The organism is Fannyhessea sp. (genome assembly GCF_986145555.1).
The window spans coordinates 1-22,730 of record NZ_CFRCNA010000004.1; the positions used below are offsets into that span (position 1 = coordinate 1).

Below are 22,730 nucleotides of genomic sequence, written 5' to 3' on the forward strand. Positions count from 1 at the left end.
ACGCTGTTCTTCTCCATCTTTCCAGTCGTTTATATGAGCGGTACCGCTTATAGTACAGGTCTCACCATTGCAGTTTACTTGTATGCCTTCTGGAACTAGAGAGTCTGCCTTAAGGCGTGGATGGTTTTGTACATCTCCTATAAGTTTAGTTGTAAATGGTTGCTCGGCTTCGGTTGTGCTTTCAAGAGTAAAGTGTGCAATAGGAAGCTTATGGAAGTGAGCAAGGTATACCACATCTCCCTTATCGTTAGCTGAAACCTTTTGCCAATCAAAGAAGGTATAACCTGTATCAGCTTGGGTTGAAGGTACACCTATTTCTTCGTTTCCTTGTGTATGAGCACTACGAAGCTCTTTATCAAAGTACAGAAGTGCATTAGGATCAATGGTATAGCCACGACGTACATAAAACGTTGTAAAGGGAGACGTAAGGCGTCCATGATCGTGCAGGGCAACGCGATACATAACCTTGGTGTAGTTAAGCTTAATAAATTCTGCTTCTGGGGTGCCTTGCGCTGGTAGGTGTTGCTCTGGTATGACACGAGGCAGAACACGAATGTTTACAGCAATGTGCTTTACTTCAATATCACCCTTATCGTTTTTGTACTTAAGACCAAAACGCTCAACATATACACCTGGTTTTCCAGCATGCGGATTCAGCGGTACCTCAGTTGAAGGAGCCTCAAAGCCAACAAAACGATCAGAGTTCATAAACGCAGCTAAACCAGGTACTACCGTAGTTCCTTGTTTAATATCATTGATGAGTCTGTCATAATTGGGCACTTCATCATACACACCAATAACAACGTCATCCTTTGCCGAAATGTCGGGAACTTCGGTTTGGTGAGCAATTAAGGTATACGCATGCTTTGGATTATTGGCAGCGTTAATTTGGTCTGCGTCTTGAATAAGCGCACCGTTTTTGTCGTACACCTGCCAATCAACAAAGCCCGAAAGTAACGCCTCAAGCTCATGCTTATGTTTAGTAATGTCGGTACCACTTTGAATGTAGAAGATGTACGGACGCGTAGAGCCATCTTTCCATGTATGTTTTGGACCAGGTAAGAACGCGAGCGGTACATAACCTTCTGGCACGGTATCTTGTTGACTTGAGTCCAAAATATAAGGTTGCTTTTTATACTGTGCAACAAACTCATACGTGGCATCACTAAAGGCTTTACCATAGATAGCCTCAAGTTTACGAAGTGTATTCGTTAAGTTTTCTGGCTTTAAGTCTTCGGCAGAAAGCACGATATTCGTCACGGTTGTGCCTGTTGGCGTGTCAGTTTGTACCAACGTGGTGAACGGCAATACACCGTCAAGGCTTCGACGCTGGCGTGACGAGCTGCCTGTTTGAGGTGTGTGCTGAGCATTTGGCTTTATCTGCAATTTCCAACCAGTAAATACCCACTTGAATTTGTCACCTGAAGTATCGGTTTGATCTACCTTTGCAATAACACTTGGAACAGAAAGCGTAATGTTGGTGTTTTTCTTTACATAGTGTGTAGCTGTGGTATCGCTCTCACCACCAACAAGCGTACCTTCAGTACCCGAAGAGAATACAACTTTGGCATAGTTGTCCTTAAATTGCTGCTCTTCTCCGTTAAGCGGCTCAGATGTTTGCTGCTTACGTGTAATCTCGCCAACTATTTTACCACCTTGCGTATTAGAGAGAACCTTATCCATAACACGCAAAACGCTGGTAAGTTTATACACGCTTGGTTTATCCATATCTTTATGTTGAATGGTCACCGTTAGCGGTACGGTATACACCGCAGCATCAGACGAACTTGGTTTTTTAGAATTGTTCTCATCGCCATACGTGACACTAATTTGATAGCTACCATCACTGTTTGTGGCAATGTTATCTTTTTCGATATCAGCCATGTTATCGATAAATGCTTTTGCATCGGGTACCTGACCATATTGCGTGATAACGATTTCGTTCTTAACAGAAGGCTCAACCACCGTTTTTTGATGTGCAACAAACTCTTGGAATGCATCTTTTGAGAGCCATGCTTGCGGATTGGTTGCATGCGCAGCATTCATACTGCTTTCTGCGGTAATTCCTTCCATATTACTCTTTGACCAGTCGCCCTCATAGCCAACAAGCTGATCGCCCAGCCATGCGAGTACGCTGTCTTTAGGATCGGTAATAGGTTTACCATCCTTATCAAGCTTGGAAATATCGGTGTCTTTCTTAATGTAGAGCACCTTTGGACCAGTTGAACCATCACGCCACATACGGCCAGGAGCAGGCTTAAACGATACAACAACCGAGTCGGCAGGAACCGTACCGTCTACAGGCTTAGTTACTACATACGGAACTTTTTCATAGACTGCCTTATAAATGAGGTCGCCTGTGTGCTCGTTTAAGGTGAGCTGCTCTGCAGCTGGTGTTCCTGCTACTAAGTCACCATCTGACGCTTTATGAGCGTCTGCTACTTGCTGGTTAGTTGCTGAAACCAGTCGCCAACCTAAGAAACGATAGTGATATCCATCGTCTTTATAATCTTGATTCAAAATCTTAGGAACGCGTACCTTAAGTTTTTGATCTTTGGCTACATAGTAGTCAACTGAATTCTTGGTTTCACCAATCATCATACCCTTATGCTGCGACTTCTCGTTATCGTCGGTAATAAAGGTAACTTTACGGTAGTGTCCATCAAATACCTTGTAATCAATGGGTAACTTGTTTTGATCGGGTTTATTCTTGCTGTACAGCACGCCATATATAACTTTAAGCTGAGAATTCATCTTAAATACTTTAGGCTCTGCCATGTCGTGATATTTAATAGTCACTTTAAGCGGAATCAGATATACGCCCGAAACCTTAGACTGTGGCGGATTTCCAACAAACTCTACCGTATACGAATCTATATTTTCTGACCCTGGAATCGTTTGCCCAGACGCACGTACCAATGCCTTTAATGCAGCATCGTTCTTAATAAAGTCATTTGCAGCAGGAACCTTGGTATTTTGAATGATTGCCAGATAATCTGGGATAGGTTCGGGCTCGGTATGTTTCTTTTGATGTGCAACAAACTCTTGGAAGGCGTTGTTAGACTTCCACGCATTTGGATCAGTAGAGTTTTTCATACTGTCAATAAGCGTAATGCCATCCATAGACGACTTGGTCCAGTCGTTATCGTATGCCGAGAGTTGTGAGCCTAATACCTGCAAAATTGAAGGAGTTGTAGTATCACCATCGGGAATAGGCTTTCCGTGCTCGTCCAAACGAGAAATATCCATACCCTTCTTGATGTAGAGTACCTTTGGACCAGTTGAGCCATCATGCCACTTACGACCAGGAGCTGGTTTGAACGATACAACAACACTATCGGGTGGAACATTACCATTTTCGGGTTTAGTTACAATATAGGGTATCTTCTTATATTGTGCCTCGTAGATTACATTTTCTTGCGCGTCAAACTTTATAATACGTGTATCCGAGCTAAGCTCATCTGCTGCTGCGCCACCTGTAGAGGTTTTCTTCCAACCCGTAAAGACGTAGTGATATCCGTTTGCCTCATAGTCATGACCCGATACCTTAGGAACAGCAATGTCATATAACGCACCTGTTTTCTTAAAGGTAAGGTATCCAAGTTCGCCATTGTCATTTGCACCCGACAGCTGTCCGGGTTCTTCTTGTGCGCCTGTGGGCTTGCCGTGCTCGTCTAACACATTAGTTTTCTTTGTTACAAAAGTAACCGTTGTATATTGTTGTTTGAGCGTTTGATCCGAAGGTGCGTTTTCAGATTTTAGAACAGCACCTAATACCTGCAAGCTACCCGTAATGTTGTACACACGCGTATGCGTTGTTTCTGCACTATCTTTATAGGTAACAGTAACCTTAATGGGAACTGTAAGGTTTGCAGCTGCATTGGTTTGAGGAGCCTCTACAAATTCTGCCTTAATACTTTCAAAGGGCGAATTTGCATCAGTCTTAAATTCGTTGATATTCTTGATGAATTCACGAGCCGAAGGCGCAGCGGTTCCTTGAATAATAGTTTTTGCCACGCCACCTTGTGGGTCTGTGTAGGGTGTTTGATGTGCTACAAACTCTTGGAATGCATTATTAGACTTCCATGCTTCATCGGCACCGCTTATCCCCTCGCCATGCTTTTTCATGCTTTCGATAAGCTGGATACCTTCCATAGATGACTTAGTCCAGTCGCCTGTGTAACCATAGAGCTGCTTACCCAAAAACGCAAGAATGCTCTTACTTGGATCGCTCACTGGTTTGCCGTGCTCATCGAGCTTGGAAATATCCATACCCTTTTTAATGTAGAGTACTTTAGGACCTGTTTGTCCGTCAGTCCATGCACGACCAGCTGCTGGCTTAAACGAAACAACAACACTGTCGGGTGGAACGTTTCCGTCCTCACTCTTTTCCATGATATAAGGAATCTTTTTATACTGTGCTTCGTACACAACATCGCTGTGTGCATCAAAGGTTAGCGTGCGAGAAGCAGCATCGAGCAACACCTCTTGAGCATGGGCGCCATTTTGTACTTTCTTCCAACCCGTAAAGACGTAGTGATATCCGTTAGCGGTAAAGTCTAAGCCCGTTGCCTGAGGTACGGTAATCGTATAACTGTTGCCATCTTTATGGAATGCCAAATATTGCAACTCAAGTTGGTTGTTGTTTTCAACAGCACCCGATACTTGACCAGGCTGCTCTTTATCGGCAACTGTTTGACCTTGCTTTAACGGTGCGTCTACTTTTTGGCTGATAAAGGTAATAGTCTTATATTGCTTTTTAAGTTCGGGGTCATTTGGTGCATGTTTAGCCTCAAGCACACTGCCTAATACCTGCAGGCTACCCGTAATGTTATACACACGCGTATGCGTAGAATCTGAGCTGTCTTTGTATTTGACGGTCACTTTGATAGGCACCGTGAGGTTTGCAGCGGCATCAGTGCTTGGCGCTTTCACGTATTCAGCGGTAATGCTCTCTACGGTAGAGGAATCACCTGGCACAAATGCATCTTTGTTTTTTACAAAGTCCAAAGCGTTAGGCGCAGCTGTTCCTTGAATAACTGTTTTTTCTACACCACCTTGTGGGTCTGTGTAAGGCGTTTGATGTGCAACAAACTCTTGGAAGGCGTTATTCGACTTCCAACCGTCCGCACCCGCTCCGTCTTTCATGCTTCCAATAAGGTCTATTCCCTCCATTGAGGACTTGGTCCAGTCGCCTGTGTAACCATAGAGTTTTTCACCCAAAACCTGAAGGATCGACTTAGTGGTATGGTCGTCTGCTTTAATGGGTTTACCGTGCTCATCGAGCTTGGAAATATCCATACCCTTTTTAATGTAGAGTACTTTAGGACCTGTTTGTCCGTCTTTCCACGCGCGACCAGCCGCTGGCTTAAACGAAACAACAACACTGTCGGGCGGAACAGTACCATCTTCGGATTTAGTCACAATGTAGGGGATTTTCTCGTACATTGCTACATATGACGCATTATCCGTAGGTTTAATGTCTTTATAGTGGTCTTTTGGACCAATATCAGGTGTAAAGTTTTTCCATGTAAAGTCGGCAGGTAACACGTCAGGTGCGGTACTACCAGACGCACCACCAGTTTGAGCAGACGCCGTATCAACTTTTTTCCAACCACGGAACACATAATGATAGCCGTCGGCTTCAAAGTCTCGACCAGCAGCAGAAGGAATATCGAGCGTATAGGTGTCTGCAGGTTTTTCGGTAGTGCCTACATATACATATGCGCCTAGTGTTTCGTATTCGCCTTCTTGGTGCGCAGTTTCGCGACCAGTCATAATACCTTGGTTAGTCTTAGACTTAAAGGTATATTTCTTATAGTGTGCAGCTACCTGAGCAGGGTCATATTTATTAAGATCGCCTTGGAGGAACGCGCGCGGCATGACCGTATAGAAAAACGGAACTTTTTTGCTTACGCGATGGCCTTCTCTACCTGCGGTAACCTCAATAAATACCTTGTGCTCACCTGCTGTGGTTGAGTCAAGCGAACTTACAGGCTGTCCATTTTCATCGAAAAGCTTATACGTTGCAGCCGCACCAGGGGTACTAGCATCTGCCTCATTTTTATACTCTTTAGCATTTTTAATAAGGCTCATGATCGTTTCATTGGTGCCCAATACAGGAGCACCTGGCAAAACATAGCGATGATCAATTGCTATAGGGTCAATCATCACAAAATGCTTGGTGTAGGTACGGTCTTTGGCGTCTTGCCCCTCAAACGTAAAGCCATCTATAGCCTTAAAACCTTTATCGGGTACAGGAGTTGGAGCTTTGATAACGTTTATCTTATATTTGTCCAAAACAACAATATTGGTAAGCGTATCAAGCGTTTCATCTTTAGTACCACCATGACCGTCAGAAATTTGGCGCGAGAGGCGGCCGTTTTGGTCGGCGGTGTAGTTAACTTTGTAGTAGCCCGTGGGCGTTTCTGCCTTGGGGTCGGAGCCTACAAAGGCATTTTCGGTCTTTTTGAAGTGGGCAATGTAAACAATCTTATGGTCAAACGTTTGCGAGTTGGCAGGCAAACGATTGGCACCATCGTATTTTTGTCCGTCATAGTAGTCTTCTGAAGTCCAGCCTACAAAGGTAAAGCCTTCTTTTGCAACAGGAGTTGGCAAAGGCAGCTGATATGCTTTTGTGCCCTGTACCGCGTCAAGCACAATCTCCGAAACATTTGTTGCAGGCGCGCTTGGATCAAACGCAAAGGGCTTAAGCTCACCGCCAGCCGTTTTAGAAATTTGTGAAATAACTTTTTTATTTTTTACAACCAGCTCGGTAGTTTCTGTCTTAAATACCAAGCGCGAATAATTGGTAGGTGTTACTTGCGTATCGTCTTTACGATTAAGTATACGCACGTCATCATAAACAAACGTGTAGTCGTAGCTGTCTTTATAGCTACCGTTTGACTCTGGCTTAATCACAAACTGGTACTGCGGAGCAACACCTTTTTTCAGTACATAGCCAGGAATTGTTTTTGCTTCAACAACGTTATAGTTAAGCTTATTTGTAGTGTAAACAGAAACATTTCCCTCTTGAGGCTCGGACGCGGCAATCTCATTACCTGCAGCATCTTTATAATGTACCGTATAGTGTCGTTTTGAATACGGCTGATATACAAACTCGGCGCTGTTTTTGCTTGCGTCATCATTTACCACAAATGTTGAATACGTATGATCGGGGAAATACTCATCATCGCGGTACCCCGCTTGTACCGAGGTAGAAGAACCGGGGCGCAAATCGTGGAGTTGCTCAACTTTTATATTGTGAATAAGTTTGTTAAGCTCTTCTTGATTGCCTGTTTTCTTAGCTGCTTCATATTGTTCAATGGTGCAACCAGGATTGAGGAACACTTGACGCACCGTACCAGTAACACGCTTGTCTTCAATCCACTCGGCACGAACTTCTAAGTCTTCTACTACAGGCGTGCTAAACGCAAACGGCAACCAGTGTTCGTGACCGTCTGCATCGTGCGTTTTTACTTCCCAACCATAAAATACATAGCCAGAACGCTCGGCAGGAAGAGGAAATTCATCTTTAGGAATTTTATTCTTGTCACGCGTAATACCATCATTTTTAGCTTTGTGAGCATGTGCTCCATGCTTTACAAACACTTCTGAGTGCGAACCATCCCCACGGTTCATATCGACCTTAATGGTATGTGTAACCTGAGCAGGCACCCAATGTGCATAGAGCGTAAGTCCACCATCTGGTAGTACGCGCTGTGTTGTTTGTTTTTGTACATAATCAAGAATGTCTTGTGCACTTAGCGGCGTACCGTCAGACTTCATGTGCGGAATAAGCACCTGCGAGCCATTGGCGTCAAGTGCCCAGCCGTCAAAGACGTAGTCTTTAGGCAGATTATCAGGTCGTTTTATGAAGTACTCTTTACCGTTAAGCTCAAAACTGTACATACCGGGGAACTGCTCAGGCGCTTGCCCAGCTGGCGTATAAGGCTTAATAGTAGGCGTAAACTTTCCATCTTGAATGCGGCCGCCCATAATATAATCTTTTTTGAAAAGATTACTCCCAAAAGGAGATTGGATAGTAGCGGCGTTACCGTTATTATCTGTTACCTTGGTAGCTGCGTCGCTATAGAAGTGAAGTGTGGGTGTAGTACGATCGTAGGTCCACACAAGAATGGCGCTAAAGGGGTGCTCAACTGGTAGTTCTTGGGTTTTACCGTCCTTATCAGTTACTTCTTTTACCCATTCGCCTTTGCTGTTTTTCTTATAGCTAAAGTCAAATGCGTCTTTCCATTTTTCGTTAACGTATTTCTTAAAGCGCTCTTTTTCTGAAGCGGCTACCATGCCATCTACAAGATCAGCAGGCTTCGCTTTGCCTTTCGCTTTAAGATATGCACAATAGTCTTGATACAGCAGCTCATACACACACTGCATGTGCGTTTTTGGTATCGAGGCATTTGGATCGAGTATGGGTTTTTGTGCGTTATTGCCAAAAAAATACTCGTCTTCATTATTCCAAATAGAAGGATCTCCACCTGATGCACTCGAGGGCGTTTTATACCCAATAAGATTTGGTCCGACAAATCCATTCCAACCAAGTAAACTCGATTTGCTAATGTCTCCATTTCTGTATATATAATTATACTGGGTGTACGACATCACGCTTAGTTTGTACTGCGGTTTTGCGTGAGGGTCTTTAAGTCGTGCCGCAGCAGATTCAGGTGTTTCTACACGTATCACCACATGAAAAGGTCCATTTGATGGCTTACCCGTGCTAAATTGCCTCGTGTCCATAGGAAAAGGCGTAAAAAGCCGCTGGTAGGGGTTGTAGTCGTAGTTACCTACCTCGGTTGTAGAGGTGCCTTGATGGTAATGCTTACTAAAGCAGAAGAAATCTTGTTTGTTGTAAAAGTCTGCGCCTGGTACTTCGCGCGTGTAATACACATCTTCAAAACCAAAGCGATAGGGCGGCGTATCAAACACATTGTCGCCATCATCTGATTTGCCCTTATGCATGTTGGTCGCGTCACCAAGTATGTATAAGCCCATATTTGCCTGAGGCTCTTCTTTTGAACCATCGATTTCTCTTCCGTCTATATCATGTGTTCTATCAACAGGGCTATAGGTAATTTGGGATGTCTTTGGAAATTCTATACCAGGGCGCAGCTCTTCGTTAAAGCGCACTTTAATAGCGTATGCAGAATTAGGGTTATCTTTATTGTATGTATATGATTTCCCGCCTATCGTAACCGTGGTGCTGCTGCCTCTTGCATTACCCTTATAGTCGGGATCGCCAGGTTTGGGAGGAGTAGCGTAGGGATCTGCATCTGTACTCTTCTTCGACCCATCAGGCTTAGCAAAGTAGTAGGTATACACCTGGCGGTCATACACGGCATTCAGCACGGTTGTGCCATCGGGGCGCAGCTTATACAGCGGACGCATTTCTTTTGCACCAAACCACTCAGGCGCTTCGCCGGCGTTCAGCTTATTTTCTAGCTGGTAGTTTGGCTTATAAAATCTATCGAACTCTTTATCGCTCGCAAGTACTTTTTCAACGTCTGCTTTTATACGGTCATTGGTGGTATCCAGCCCGTCAAAGTGCACCTGCTTGCGCTCGTCTGCGGTAAGTGTGCCTTTGATCACACGATATTTCCCGTTTAGCATATCGGTTGGTGCGTCAAACGATGGGTTGTATTTCGTGAATTCATTTTCGATGTTCGCGTCGCTTTTGCCTTTACGAAGGACGCGACCAACGTAGTCGTAGTTGTCAAGACTATTAGGATCGTTAGGCTTTACTAGGCGCGCTTTTTGCACCCACACGTTTACCCAGTAGGTTGTTTCTTCTTTTTCGGGTGCCCAGTGTGCAATAAACTCAACGTCGTTATCGGGCAATACTTGCTTAGTAAAATCGGGGTCAGACGAAGGTGTGTCGCTTTCTTTTCCTTTAATGCCTTTTACGGTCCAGCCCAAAAACTTGTAACCCTTGCGTGTAGGATTATTTTGTTTGAGCGTTGTTTCGCCAAATTTATACACATGACCCTGAATGGCAGTGCCACCTTGAACATCGTAGGAAACTTCGTGCTTTTTAAGCAAATAACGCAGCTCAAACACCAAATGTTTATTGGGAGTTTGAGTAGAGCCGGGAGTTTGTGCCTCGTCGTCATCGGCTTCGGTATAATACGCGTCATCAGGAATTGCAGATCCCACTAAATTTGGCTCGGGGCTATAGCCCTCGATATTAACAGGCTGGGCAAATACTTGTGAACCCACCAAACCTACTGCCTTACTTACACAAACAGTATGCCAATTACCTTGTTCGTCTTGCAATTTTACTTTGTGATTTAAGTCTTTATACTCTATAAAACGCTTTGAATTTGGATCGCTAGGGTTATAGTTTGGATTTTGAAGCATATGGCGAACATAAAACGTTACCTGCTTGGGATTGTATTCAAGCGTAAACTCACTAACAATGGTATCGCCTTTGCTCAAACGGTCATTTTTATATTGTTCAATAAGTGCTTTATCAATTTTAATATAGGTTTGAACCGATGCATTTTGCTCGGTGTCAAGAACGTATTTACCCTGCTCGTTTTTAATATATTTACCGCGTGGAGCACGATAACCCTTAGTCGTAGGGACAGGAATATATACACCATCTGCTCCTTGAGCACTAATTTCGTTGAGTTTTGCCTCGGTGAACGAAAACTCCGTTGGCTGAAGAAGTTGTTTGGTTTGGTTGCCCGAAACAGCATAGTGCACGGTAAAGTTATACACCGTCTTACGCTCGTTTTCGGGGCGTGCTACCTGTCCATTTGCCGTAGGTTGATCTGTTGCTTCTGGGTGCTCAGTATTGGGCTTTACAACTTGTTGGTTAGTGGTGTCTTTAGGTTTTGAAGGCGTATTAGCTGGTTGATGAAGGGGGTTAGCCGAATTTGGCTCATTATGCGTATCTACGGCTGAAGGTTGTATGTCTTGTGTACCTTGTGCACTTGTAGCAACTGGCGCTACAACAGGCGTTTGGGATGACTTTGCTACAGTGGTTGTATGTGCTGCTGCTTGAGCGTGCTCAGAAATTGACGCATGGGCAGCCTTAGATCCAGCGTTTGCTGAATCGTGAGGGGTTGTTGGTGCAGACACCGAAGCTTGTTCGATAGCAGCGTCCGTTGCATTGTCTGCCTTCTTTGTTGTTTGAGCAGCAAATGCTGGCGTGGTAATTGCAAGTGTAGAAACAAGGGCAACACTTGCCGCAACGCCTAAAGACGTTTTTTCACGCTTATGTTTTGCGGTTATTTTTTTATGCGATGTTATTTGTTCCATCCTGTTATTTTTAACCATACCAACACCTGTATACAATAATCGATATTTATACCTATAAGCTTAATCATTGTAGCAACGGTGTTAAGGTTTGTATAGAGCAATCACTGTTTTTCCTGTTTTAGCAGTTTAAAGCATATGGATATAAGCGTCTGTAGATATTTATATTCGCCTGGTATATTTTTTGCATAAGTCGACCAAAAAAATTCGGTCTGCTTATTTTATTGTATATGATTCTTAAAACGCATGAATGTTTTCCCGCACGCGCAACCGATTTGAAAGCTCACGGTATGACTTGTACACGTGCTGATATACAACTTTCCTACATGAGCTTAAAGATTTTTTATGTTGGAATTCTTTTATTGCTCAATCAGTTATAAAAAAAGGTACTTTTCCGCTTATGCGAAAAAGTACCTAAATACCCTCATCTTATGCAAGAGTTACTAAGCTACAAATAGCGTATAGATACGCAATTTACCCTTACAGCCTATCTAAAAGCGTAAAAAACTTAGTTCCAACCCTTGTTATCAGAACCAAAGTCGCGGATAAGCTCACATGCGCGTTCCACAATAGCTTCACGACCAGGTTTTAAGATCTTACGGGGATCAAAGCCCTTAGGCTCTAAGTCTTTACCCTCTTCTACATATTTACGAACTGCAGCGGTAAATACTTGTTGAAGCTCGGTATTAACGTTAACTTTGGAGATACCCATAGAAATTGCTTTTTGAACTTGCTCGGTAGGAATACCGCTTCCCCCGTGAAGAACCAAAGGAAGATCGCCAACTTTTTCTTTAATCATAGAAATACGCTCAAAGGAAAGGCTCTTCCAGCTCTTAGGATATACGCCGTGAATGTTACCAATACCACAAGCAAGTGCATCTACGCCAAGATTAGCAAAGATTTCGCATTGCTTGGGATCTGCCAATTCACCAGTGTTGGTTACGCCGTCTTCGGTACCACCAATACCGCCAACTTCTGCCTCAACAGAGATACCTTTTTTGTGGCAAAGTTTAACAATTTCTTCGGTGCGCTTACGATTGAGTTCAAAATCGTTCTCACGAGAACCGTCGTACATAACAGAGGTAAATCCTGCCTCGATGGCCTGAAATACTTCTTCGTAGTTACCGTGATCGAGGTGCATAGCAACAGGAACCGTAATGTTTTTAACTTTAACTAATTCTTCGACCATGTCTTTAACAAGCTTGAATGAAGTTTGCCATTTTGCAGCTCCGCCTGTGCACTGAACAATGACAGGAGCTTGCTCTTTTTCAGCGGCATCCAAAATTGAAGAAGCCCACTCAAGATTGTTGGTGTTAAACGCACCAATAGCATAATGTCCTTGCTCTGCGCTGCGAAGCATAGAAGATGCAGAAACGAGCATGAAAGTACCTCCTTGACGTACCAACCGTTAGCATTCATATATATAATACCTTTTTCTCCATAAGAGTAACGTAGGTATTGTAACTTATACGAAATATATACGAAACTTCACGAATACCGATGTGATATAACGTTTTATCACGGATTTTCTGCTTATTTTTGCTCGTGGTGGCACATTACATTTGAAGGCAATTTTGATGAAATGAGCTAAATGTATACAATTTCATGCTCATCATGTGACACTTCTATTGTCTTTGTTTGCATGCGAACATTTAACGACATATTTTATACCAACAAGCCTGCGATGTGAGCTTACCACGCAAATGCATCAGTGGGCGCTTGATAATAGGCAAGCCATGACGGATCGTGAAGCTTAAAGAGGGTAACCGAAAGCCCTGCCATATTTAAGCTTGTCATAAATGTTCCAATTTTTACATCGATAATATTGAGCCCTTCCAGATCAAGGAGCTGCAATATGTCATGCGTGAAAATAAGCTCCTCTTCGCGCGTGCAGCCACCCAGATTGTTTACAAGCACAATATAGGGATCGTGAGTATGCCAGTGGAACTTTAAATTGAGCTTATTTACCAGCTCAACGGCTAATTTTTCAGACGATTCAAAACCAATAGTACGATAACCCTGTTCGCCATGAATACCAATGCCATAAGAAATATCATGGTCATCAAGCTCAAACATTGGCTCTGTTTTTCCTGGTAGCGTTGCTGCTCGGCTTGCCACACCAAGCGTGGCAATACATTCAGAAATCTGATTTCCCATGTACACTAAGCCGTCAAGATCAACTTTTGCCTGCGCTGCTGCACCTAGAATTTTGTGCATAAGCACGGTGCCTGCCACACCACGCTGCCGACGCGTAAACGAACTAGACTCAATAGAAATATCGTCGTGAGAAATTACATACTCAACATTCATGCCCATCTCACGAGCCTGTCGTATGGCACTCCCAAAGTTTGTAACGTCTTCTTCAAAGTTTTTAATGATAACAAGTAAACCCGTTTTAGCGTTATACACCGTTTTAATGCCCTCAAGGATGTGCTCGGCTGAAGGAGGAACAAAGATCGGACCTTCAACAGCACAACTAAGCATTCCCTGGCCAACATATCCAAAGTGCGCGGGCTCATGACCCGATCCACCGCCTGACAGCAGTGGCACACAGTCTTTTGTTAGGTTTGTACGATATACAATACCCGTTTCTTTTTTATACTTAAGTTTGGGGTAAATATCAGGCAAAACGCTCAGCATATCTTCAACAACGTTCTCCGGCTGATTGATAATCTGTATCATAATGCTTCCTGTTCTGTATCTTACGTATGTGGCTGCGCTAGAGCGTATCGTCCGAAATAATTTGCAACGTAATGTTTATGGTATTCTTGCACATCTTAAACAATATCTCACGGTTAAAATTTTCATGCATAACATGGTAGCGAATAACATTAGAAAGCGCGATGCTGTGATAACTTATATACGGAGCAATGTCTATATCTGCACCGTGTAGCTCCTCATCAAAGATTTTGCGTATGAGTTGTTCGCAATAGTCCAAAAAATAGGTTGAAAAGTCGTTTTGATCAACAATCTTAAATAATTGTGCATAATAATGCACGTGTTTTTCAAAAAAGTAAAACACTTCTTGCAACAAGTCCAGACCACTCAAAAAGTCGAGCCGATCGGAAATTTGCTCGTGAAGATCGTTTTGGAATATCCAATCTACCAGATCGTATTTGTCGATAAAGCAATCGTAGAAGGTTTGCCTGCGGATATGTGCACGTTTCATTATCTGGCTTACCGAGATTGAATCGAACGTGCGACATTCAATTTCTGTTTTGAACGCATTTGCAATTTTCTTTTTGGTGATGATCGAACCAGACATGCACTCTATCACCTCCCACGTGTACCAACAGTATATAAATTATTACGGAAAATGTGACCAAGGACAATGGACAAGGAGTATAAGTTGTCCACTACAATCAAAAAAATTCCTTGCATACAATAGCACTAACAAGAATGCAAAGCGCACATACACAAGCGTTTACTGCAAGAGATGACCCATGGTACACAAGGCTTGCATAACTACATGGGTATCACGTTTGGCCTGACAAGACTCAACGCCTGCAACACCAACGTTTAATTGTGCGCTTGCATTAAACATTTATAGAAGGGTTGGTAGCCATGAAAAAGATTATCAACGATCCCACTACCGTTGTAGATGAGATGTTGCAAGGCCTCACCTTTATTCACAGCGATGTATTACGCCGTGCAGAAGGCTTTGACGTTATTATGCGCCGCGCTGAAAAGCAAGGTCACGTTGGTATTATTTCGGGTGGTGGCTCGGGTCATGAGCCTGCTCACGCAGGGTTTGTAGGTGAAGGCATGCTTTCTGGTGCCGTATGTGGTGCCGTGTTTACGTCTCCTACACCCGACCAAATTTTGGAGGCAATTCGCCAGGCAGACGAGGGTGCTGGCGTATTTATGGTTATCAAAAACTACTCAGGCGATATCATGAACTTTGAGATGGCGCAAGAGCTTGCCGAATCCGAAGATATCAAGGTAGCAAGTGTTGTTGTAGACGACGATATTGCTGTTGAAGACAGTTTGTACACACAAGGGCGCCGCGGCGTCGCAGGAACCATTTTTGTGCATAAAATTTTAGGCGACGCGGCACGTCGTGGTTGCACGCTTGAGGAGATTAAAGCGCTTGCCGATGACATTGTTCCACGTATTCACACAATTGGTTTGGCGCTTTCGGGTGCAACCGTGCCTGAGGCTGGAAAACCTGGCTTTGTTTTGGACGAAGACGAAATTGAGTTTGGTATTGGTATTCACGGTGAGCCTGGTTACAAGCGCGATGCGATGGCTCCGTCCAAAACCTTTGCACAAGAGCTCTTTGGAAAACTGTATGAAAGCTTTAATTGGGATACCAATAAAAAAGTTGCTCTTCTTGTTAATGGTATGGGTGCAACTCCACTTATGGAACAATACATTTTTGCTCACGATGTTGAAGAACTTTTAGCCGAAAAAGGCATTGAAGTTGCATTTAAGAAACTTGGCAACTATATGACATCTATTGATATGGCGGGCTTGTCGCTGACCCTTATGCAGGTAACCGATAACGACGTTAACGCGCTTAACGCACCTGTTAATACACCAGCTTGGTAGTGATAACATGGAAACTCAAGTAACTGTAAAGTGGCTCTTAGCCTTTGATAAAAAAATTCAAGAAAACAAAACCTACCTTACCGACCTTGACACCCCCATTGGTGACGGCGATCATGGCGCAAACATGGCGCGTGGCATGGAGTTTGTGCGCAAAGCACTTGAAGAAAAACCACCTAAAACAACAGCCGAAGCCCTTAAACTGTGTGCAATGCAACTTCTGAGCCACGTTGGTGGTGCATCAGGTCCTCTGTACGGTTCGGCATTTTTGGGCATGAGTATGCATGCAAACGATAGTCTTCCCGACATGTTGCAGTGCGGGCTTGATCAAATCCAAAAGCGTGGTCATGCCGAGCTGGGAGAAAAAACCATGGTTGATTTTTGGAGCCCAGCTATTGAGCAACTGCGCCGTGGTGAACTTAGCTGCGACAGTATTAAAGCTCTGGTAGACGCTACTGCACCTTTGCGCGCAACGAAGGGTCGTGCTTCATACACCGGCGAGCGCTCGTGCGGCCATATCGATCCTGGCGCGGCTTCATCTGGCATGCTCTTTTGCGCCCTTCTTGAGCAAGGAGTGTAGTATGAGCACAACAGATGCACAAGGCACTGGCAGCGTTGGTATCGTTATTGTTTCGCACGTACCCGAAATTGCACTCGGCGTAAAAAAGCTGGTGGATCAGGTTGCCCATGATGTAAGTATTACCTATTGTGGCGGTACGGCAGACGGTGACATTGGAAGTACGTTTGATGTGGTTTTAGGAGCAATCGAAGAAAACACCGCTGATACGCTGATTGCATTTTATGACTTGGGAAGCGCAAAGCTCAACTTGGAGCTTGCGTGCGAAACGTGTACAAAAAAAGTACTTATGCAGCCAGTTCCTATTGTTGAGGGTACGTTTGCCGCAGCTGTGTTGCTCCAGGCAGGCGCACCGCTTAGCGAAGTCTTAGACGAGTTAGAACCCCTCAAAATTACCAAATAATCTCGTTGAAATGAGATAAATAGTTAGGTGTAATTGCTAAAAGGAGGCACGTATGAATGCTCTTATTGGTGAATTTTTTGGCACTATGATTATGGTGTTACTTGGTAACGGCGTTGTAGCAGGTAACATCTTACACAAAACAAAAGAGGAAGGCACTGGTTGGACGGCAATAGTCCTTGGCTGGGGTGTTGCAGTAACCATTGCCGTATATATTGCAGGTGTTGTATGTCCTGGTCACTTAAATCCTGCAGTAACTATTGCACTTGCTGCCGCTGGTATGTTTCCTATTGAGCAAGTACCCAGCTTTGTTCTTGCGCAAACGCTTGGCGCAGCTGCTGGTGCTGTTTTAGTGTGGCTGCACTACTACCCACACTGGAAAGAAACCAAAGACGCTCCCACCATCTTGGGTTGCTTCTCAACCGCTCCTGCCATTAGACACACCTGGTCTAACGTACTTGACGAGGCACTTGGTACCGCTGTACTAGTAATTTGTGTTATGGCATTAGGCCCAAACAACCTTGCGAGCGGCCTTGGTCCTATTGTTGTTGGTTTGGTAGTTATCGTTGTTGGCTTTTCTCTTGGTGCAACAACTGGTTATGCTATTAACCCTGCTCGAGACCTCGGTCCTCGTATTATGCACGCCATTTTACCTATCACAAACAAAGGCGACTCCGACTGGGGTTATGCATGGATTCCTGTTGTTGGCCCAATCGTAGGCGGCGTTTGTGGCGCGTTGTTGTATCAGGCATTTTTAACGCTTATGTAGGCTGATATTATCCTTTGTCCACCTGTTTATTGCAGCTTCGACTTTTGCTGTAACTCGTGATGTAGTTGCACTTCTAACGTTAATTGTGTTTGAGTTTGTGGCTTAAGTTTTGGTTGTAGCAAAGTTTGCACTGCCTTGCACCATAGGTGTAAGGCAGTGCATTTTTATGGTGCTTTGGCGCGTGGACATTTGGGTGTTTTTTGGCGTTTGGGCGTTTGGGCGTTTTTTTGGCGGTCGCATTTCCATGGAGTGTAGACCTCGTTAAAAAGCAACACCCAAACTTCTCCTGTTCTCAATATGGCCTATGTATGTTTTGATACGTATGTATCCTGAAATCTGCAAAATGTATACAATTTCATGCTCATCATGTGACGCTTCTATTGTCTTTGTTTGCATGCGAATGTTTAGGGATATATTTCAAAGAGAACATAGCAAACAAAGGATATATACATGGACAAACAGCAGCTGCAACAAACACAACTTCCTATAGACATATATCAGAAAACACAAGCTGCGTCTGCACATCAACAGCAAAAGCAAGCATCATACTCAACGTATCAACCAACACAAACAATGTATTCCGCTCATCAACAAAAACAAAACGCGTATGATGTGCCACAAAATAACTTAAATCAGACTACTAACATTGCGGGGCACGTGCCGTCTCTTGCAAATCAGAAACAAAATCAGCAACAGCGTAACAAAAAAGGCGTGCTCAACGATATATCGTTTGTTGCCATTGTTGCAAGTACGCTTGCTTCTCTTACGTCTTTTGTACTTTCTTCTCAGATAGGCCTTACAGGTTCGATTATAGGTGTAGGTATTGCTGCAGCAGCATCGGCTCTTGCGTCACAAGTATGTAGTTCGGTATTAACCGCTACTGGTGAAAAACTTAAAGCACAACAGGATCAGCAAGAACAAGCACGCTTGCAGCAAGCACGCACGCAAGCGCCAGCTCAAACACCACATGCCGCCGCGCGGACACAAACACATAACGCCCAACACTATAATTTGCGACTTGCTCCACAATCCTTAAGACTGGCAGCGTCACAGCAAGCAAGAAAACGATTAATACTTATTGGTGCGTTGAGTACTCTTGCGGCGCTGGTATGTGTTGGAATTTATGCAGCTGTTGTTATGTTTGCAACGCATGGTGAAGGCATTGGCTCAAAACAAGTCTTTACACCAGCTCCTCAAGTACACAACATACAAGATAAACAAGGATCGTCGCCCAAAAAAGACGAAACAATTGAGCAAAAACGCGATAATGTATCTCCTAAACAAAATAAAGGCACTTCTACCACTCAAAATGCTCAAAACCAGCAAAATAGCGACAACGAAGGGCAAAAAGATACCACGGATACCAACACCGAATCAGCCACAGGGGACCAAAAAAATACCAATGAGCCCACCACTACTCATCAGAAACATGAAGGCACCGCGCAAGGTGGTACATCTGTTTCTGGACAAGAAAAGAAAGACGATAACACCAATAACCAACCAAATGGCACACAGCAAAAATCACCAACAGATACTAACGAAAACTAATGAGTAAAGCGCTTATTCGAGTAAAGCGTCTGTGCATCTAACAAGCACATAGTAGGCATTCGACCCAGCTACAGAAGCGATAGTATCTCTTTTTTGCATGATAGAAATTCGGGGGTAAGCGCAAAAGCATCGGCGTGCATTGATACGTCGTGCGTAGGAACATGAACCTCACCAACTATAGTATGCGCCGTAGTTGGTACCTGTTGATTTTGAAGAGTACGCTGCGTTTTTTTGGACATATGTCCTAATACGTACACGCGTGATGCCATAGTAGCAGCTTCGTCTACATCGTGCGTAATTGCAAGCGTTGCAATGCCTAAATCATGCGCAATATCACAATACCAATTCCGCATGGCAACGCGCGTAAGCGCATCAAGTGCCGAAAAAGGCTCGTCCAGCAAAATACAATCGCTTCCCATAAGATAGGTGCGCAAAAATGCGGCACGCTGGCGCATGCCGCCCGAAAGCTCGTGTGGCCACTTATATTCACAACCCGCCAAGCCAAAGCGCTCAAAAAGTGGCTGCGCTTGACCGTATGCTTCTGCTTGCGCAACACGGCGCAAAGTAAGCGGAAGGCAAACATTATCAATAATGCGTTTATGCTCCAAGAGCAAGTCTTTTTGGAACATGTAAGAAACGTGCCCAGGGCGTCCTGTAATATCTTTTCCATGAAAAAACACCTGCCCCATCACAGGCTTCATAAGTCCTGATAGCGCATGTAAAATGGTTGTTTTACCACAGCCCGATCTTCCCACCAAACACACAAGCTCGCCTTTTTTAACAGACATGGTTATATCCGCAACAACCACCGAACTCCATAGACGCTCATCACATGTTGCTCTCTTTTGATGATCGTTAAGATTAAAACCAGAAAATAACGTATGTTTGTGCTCTACAGACGGCACCTGCTGCCACGAAAGATACAGGTGTTGTGCCATAAGTGTAGGCGTATCTGTTTGTTCATTCATATGCAATCCAACTTAGCTATACAAGCACAATTTTATGTGCAAAGCAAAGGCTCTTTGTGCAAGCCCGTACGCGCCAATAGAGCATAGACGCACGTTTAATCATGCCCAAATCGCGCATTGGCACACCTCATAATTATAGATGTGCCAATAAGCGCGTTACCTCTTAATAATAGGTTATATATTCCATGCTAAAACCTTTATTAACATCAATGGGGTGATTTACAAGCTTGTTGTCATTAAGCCATTGGAAATATCTTGACCAACGAACAGGATCGATAATGCCCCAGGTTTGCGCATCGTCGATATACTTTTTAGACAAGAAATGCTGGCTTTCACGTACCAGTGCTGGATCAAGTTCTTTAACAGCATCGCACAAAATTTGTGCTGCACCATCTGGATCTTCAACCGCGTCAGTGTAACCTTTGCTACAAGCTTTAACAAAGTTTTGTACCAAGCTGCGATTATCTTCACTTTCTTGTACAAAATTACTGTTAACTGCAAGCACCGGTGTATAAAAATCAAACACTTCATCCATATCGTTAAATGCAAAATAATTGATGTCATAATTTTGAACATGAGCGTTTTGAACACCCCAACCTTCAAACACCCACACGCAATCATACAATTTTGCTTTAAGCCCTTGAACTTCATCGGTTGTAGCATCGGCAGGAACCATTTTAATTTTTGAAAAATCTCCACCGTCTTTTTCTACAACATGTTTTACCGTAGCTTGTTCAATAGGCATGTTCCAGGTTGCATAGGTATGATTTTGCATAAATTTAGGCGAGGTAATACCGTCTTCTTTTCTGCTCATAATACCTGATGTATTGTGTTGAATAATGGCTGCAATAGCTTCGATAGGAACAGGATTATCACTTGCAAGTGTATTGGCAATAAAGTCTTGGTAACTAATACCTAACTGCGCTTGGCCAGAGCCGATCATAGCCTCGGCTCCATCTTCTGCTGGCTGCACAATTTCGATATCAATACCTGCATCTTTAAAGTAACCCTTTTGTTGTGCAACATATATGCCTGTATGGTTAGTATTGGGCGTATAGTCTAAACAAAACGTAATCTTAGTAAGCTTTTTGGGCTCGTCGCTATCACCTTTGCTTGAAGGAGCGCTGTTTTGTGAGCAGCCAAACAATGAAAAACCTGCAAATGCCGAAGCCGCCGTTCCAATAAATGCACGACGAGTTAATTGAGAAGCCATACTACTTCCTTTCTACCTTTTTCCAAGGCATACATATACGTTCAAGTGCGCGAACCGCACCCATCAATACCAAAGAGAGTGCCGACGTTAAAAAGATGACGGCAAACATTTTGTCGTAAGAAAACGACTTACGAACACGAATCATGTACACGCCCAACCCTGATACACCTCCCAGCCACTCGGCAATAACAGCGCCGATAATGGCATAGGTTGCGCTAATGCTTAATCCACTAAAAAAGTGACTGAGCGCGCATGGGAGTTTAACGTGCAAAAATACCTGCCACGGGCGTGCGTTCATAATTTTCATGAGGTTGATAGTTTCGGGGTCAACCGATGCAAAACCGCTCACCAGCGAGATAGTAATGGGGAAAAACGTGGTGATAATAACTAACACAACCTTAGGCAATAAATCGTAGCCAAGCCACAACACCAAAAGCGGAGCAATGGCAATAGTTGGAATAGTTTGCGAAATGGTGATAAGTGGATTAAGTGCTGCGTGAATAAAAGGCGAGGAATCCATAAGAATTGCAACAATAAATCCCAAGACACAGCCCCAAAATAAGCCCAAAATTGCTTCGGTCATGGTGGTGATGCCGTGAGTATACAGCAAGTTTTGATCGCGGATAAGTGCGCGCAAAACCTGCAGTGGGCTTGGCAGCAAAAAGTTTGCAATAGCTCCTGTATCAACCGCAACTTCCCAGATAAAGATGAGCAGCAGCGTTACTACCACAGGAATTACTATTTGTTTTGTTGGTGCTAACTTACAAAATTCCATCTTACTATCAATCGACGTGTGAAATAGATACTAAATACACAATATTTGAGAGTATTTGTATACTCATACAGGTATATGCATGAATGTACGCATTTACGAACTAAGCTGCGTTGTAGCATTATGCTTGGTATAAGGAGATAATTTCTGCGCGGTTGAGAGCACTTCACCTTGAGGATGATAGTTGATTTTTACGTACGTCATCATTGAGTGACAACCAGCTTGTGCACCAACAAGCGGACAATTTTTAACGATTTCTAAGCATTGTTCGTAAGAGCCTTCAATGGTGGTTTCAAAAGGAGCAACAAAATAATTTACACCCGTCGAAGCAATGTAAGCAATTACGGCATCTACCTGCTTACATATTGCTTCATCATTTTTGGCGTCCATGGGTAAAAATTGAATAGCAACAGAACATTCCATACTAACCTCAACTCTCTTAACATAGCACTTACAATTACCGAGGAATCGCTTACCAATACAGGGCAAAAATAAGCCTATGCCAAAGCTTAGGCGTATGTGTTTGTATATGATTCCTACGCTGGTATTGTCCAGATCAGGTACGGTCAGATGCTGGCATCTTTCTCAGCCTACCTCGCTGTAAGCTCCCAAAATTAGAGTAGCGTAAATTGTAGTGAAACACATATGCTAAGTTTGT

At 43.7% G+C, this 22,730-nt stretch carries 13 protein-coding genes; 5 read left to right on the top strand and 8 right to left on the bottom strand.

Going from position 1 to position 22,730, the window contains the following annotated elements; genetic code table 11:
- From AC5GD6_RS01390 to dhaS, 4 genes are all read right to left on the bottom strand, one after another.
- Positions 1–11,298: InlB B-repeat-containing protein (locus tag AC5GD6_RS01390; RefSeq protein WP_491846079.1), on the bottom strand; the 11,298-nt coding region annotated here is incomplete at its 3' end.
- A gap of 487 nt (positions 11,299–11,785) precedes the next feature.
- Complete coding sequence (locus AC5GD6_RS01395; protein WP_006302109.1) at positions 11,786–12,658, bottom strand: class II fructose-bisphosphate aldolase; 873 nt, start codon at positions 12,656–12,658, stop codon at positions 11,786–11,788.
- Positions 12,659–12,969: 311 nt separating this feature from the next.
- A complete protein-coding gene (gene dhaQ / locus AC5GD6_RS01400; RefSeq protein ID WP_491846080.1) occupies positions 12,970–13,959 on the bottom strand; it encodes a DhaKLM operon coactivator DhaQ in 990 nt (329 codons plus the stop codon).
- A 37-nt stretch (positions 13,960–13,996) separates the two neighbouring features.
- Complete coding sequence (gene dhaS / locus AC5GD6_RS01405) at positions 13,997–14,542, bottom strand: dihydroxyacetone kinase transcriptional activator DhaS (RefSeq protein WP_048597032.1); 546 nt, start codon at positions 14,540–14,542, stop codon at positions 13,997–13,999.
- A gap of 299 nt (positions 14,543–14,841) precedes the next feature.
- Between dhaS and dhaK the strand changes: the two genes are divergently transcribed.
- The 5 genes from dhaK (at position 14,842) to AC5GD6_RS01430 (ending at position 19,119) form a co-directional block, all read left to right on the top strand.
- Positions 14,842–15,828, top strand: coding sequence for a dihydroxyacetone kinase subunit DhaK (dhaK, locus tag AC5GD6_RS01410; protein ID WP_276769913.1), 987 nt, complete (start codon positions 14,842–14,844; stop codon positions 15,826–15,828).
- 7 nt (positions 15,829–15,835) lie between these two features.
- Positions 15,836–16,405, top strand: coding sequence for a dihydroxyacetone kinase subunit DhaL (dhaL, locus tag AC5GD6_RS01415; protein ID WP_006302115.1), 570 nt, complete (start codon positions 15,836–15,838; stop codon positions 16,403–16,405).
- Between the two features lies 1 nt (position 16,406).
- Positions 16,407–16,805: a dihydroxyacetone kinase phosphoryl donor subunit DhaM gene (gene dhaM, locus AC5GD6_RS01420; protein ID WP_311436381.1), complete on the top strand. Its 399-nt coding sequence runs from the start codon at positions 16,407–16,409 to the stop codon at positions 16,803–16,805.
- A 52-nt stretch (positions 16,806–16,857) separates the two neighbouring features.
- The gene (locus tag AC5GD6_RS01425) at positions 16,858–17,571 is read left to right on the top strand and encodes an MIP/aquaporin family protein (RefSeq protein WP_303871480.1); all 714 of its coding nucleotides are present in this window, start codon (positions 16,858–16,860) and stop codon (positions 17,569–17,571) included.
- Between the two features lie 450 nt (positions 17,572–18,021).
- A complete protein-coding gene (locus tag AC5GD6_RS01430; protein WP_276791194.1) occupies positions 18,022–19,119 on the top strand; it encodes a hypothetical protein in 1,098 nt (365 codons plus the stop codon).
- 68 nt (positions 19,120–19,187) lie between these two features.
- Here the strand turns inward: AC5GD6_RS01430 and AC5GD6_RS01435 are convergent, their stop codons facing one another.
- The 4 genes from AC5GD6_RS01435 to AC5GD6_RS01450 form a co-directional block, all read right to left on the bottom strand.
- Complete coding sequence (locus tag AC5GD6_RS01435) at positions 19,188–20,087, bottom strand: ABC transporter ATP-binding protein (RefSeq protein WP_276791192.1); 900 nt, start codon at positions 20,085–20,087, stop codon at positions 19,188–19,190.
- Positions 20,088–20,250: 163 nt separating this feature from the next.
- Complete coding sequence (locus tag AC5GD6_RS01440; protein ID WP_276791189.1) at positions 20,251–21,300, bottom strand: ABC transporter substrate-binding protein; 1,050 nt, start codon at positions 21,298–21,300, stop codon at positions 20,251–20,253.
- Position 21,301: 1 nt separating this feature from the next.
- Positions 21,302–22,075, bottom strand: a complete 774-nt coding sequence (locus AC5GD6_RS01445; RefSeq protein WP_276791186.1) for an ABC transporter permease — start codon at positions 22,073–22,075, stop codon at positions 21,302–21,304.
- Between the two features lie 93 nt (positions 22,076–22,168).
- The gene (locus tag AC5GD6_RS01450) at positions 22,169–22,495 is read right to left on the bottom strand and encodes a thiamine-binding protein (RefSeq protein ID WP_276776214.1); all 327 of its coding nucleotides are present in this window, start codon (positions 22,493–22,495) and stop codon (positions 22,169–22,171) included.
- Positions 22,496–22,730: the final 235 nt, after the last annotated feature.